Genomic DNA, 1,429 nt, shown 5'->3' on the forward strand with positions numbered 1-1,429 from the left:
GACGTGGTGATTGATACCAAGATTGACCAAGATGGCGACGGCAACACCGTGGCGATCACCAGCATTACCGATGACACCGGCGCCTCCGGCAGCGACTTCATCACCAATGACAACACCCTGATTTTCAAAGGTACCGTCGATTTGGGTGACAACAGCACCTTGGCCGTCACCATCAATGGCGTGGTCTACACCACCGCCAACGGCTTGGTGATTGATGCCAGCGGCAACTGGAGCATCGACTTAACCGGCACCACCTTGGCCGATGGCACTTACCCTGTCAGCGCCACCGTCACTGACCTGGCTGGCAACAGCAAGACCGTCACCCAGGACGTGGTGATTGATACCAAGATTGACCAAGATGGCGACGGCAACACCGTGGCGATCACCAGCATTACCGATGACACCGGCGCCTCCGGCAGCGACTTCATCACCAACGACAACACCCTGATTTTCAAAGGTACCGTCGATTTGGGTGACAACAGCACCTTGGCCGTCACCATCAATGGCGTGGTCTACACCACCGCCAACGGCTTGGTGATTGATGCCAGCGGCAACTGGAGCATCGACTTAACCGGCACCACCTTGGCCGATGGCACTTACCCTGTCAGCGCCACCGTCACTGACCTGGCTGGCAACAGCAAGACCGTCACCCAGGACGTGGTGATTGATACCAAGATTGACCAAGATGGCGACGGCAACACCGTGGCGATCACCAGCATTACCGATGACACCGGCGCCTCCGGCAGCGACTTCATCACCAATGACAACACCCTGATTTTCAAAGGTACCGTCGATTTGGGTGACAACAGCACCTTGGCCGTCACCATCAATGGCGTGGTCTACACCACCGCCAACGGCTTGGTGATTGATGCCAGCGGCAACTGGAGCATCGACTTAACCGGCACCACCTTGGCCGATGGCACTTACCCTGTCAGCGCCACCGTCACTGACCTGGCTGGCAACAGCAAGACCGTCACCCAGGACGTGGTGATTGATACCCTCGCCGATGCAGTCGCCCCCGTGGTCACCATTGTCGATGACGTGAACAACGATAGCATCATTAATAAAGCCGAGCTGGGTGCTGACAACGTGCAACTGCAGGTCAACGTTAACCACGCTGAGCTTACCCAAGGTGGCACCATTAACCTGATAGACACCAATGACGGTGTTAGCAGTAATGTCACCCTGAAACTGGTGGGCAACGCCCTAACATTCGCCGACGGCACACCTGCAACGGGCTACAGCTATAACAACGGCGTGATTACCTGGACTGCGGTCGTGGCCGAAGGCAAGACCATCACGGTCACCGCGACTCAAACCGACAGCGATGGCAATACTTCTGCACAAGGCTCTGACAGCGCCAAGCTCGACACCCTCGCTGATGCGACCGCCCCTGTGGTCACGATTGTCGATGACGTGAACAACGATA

At 56.9% G+C, this 1,429-nt stretch carries 1 protein-coding gene; it reads left to right on the forward strand.

The window, feature by feature from the left end:
* Positions 1-1,429 (forward strand): Ig-like domain-containing protein (locus KFE26_RS23585; RefSeq protein WP_212601913.1); only part of this gene is annotated, 1,429 nt, incomplete at both ends.

The sequence above is a fragment of the Shewanella sp. M16 genome, from assembly GCF_018224605.1.
Taxonomy (GTDB): domain Bacteria; phylum Pseudomonadota; class Gammaproteobacteria; order Enterobacterales; family Shewanellaceae; genus Shewanella; species Shewanella oncorhynchi.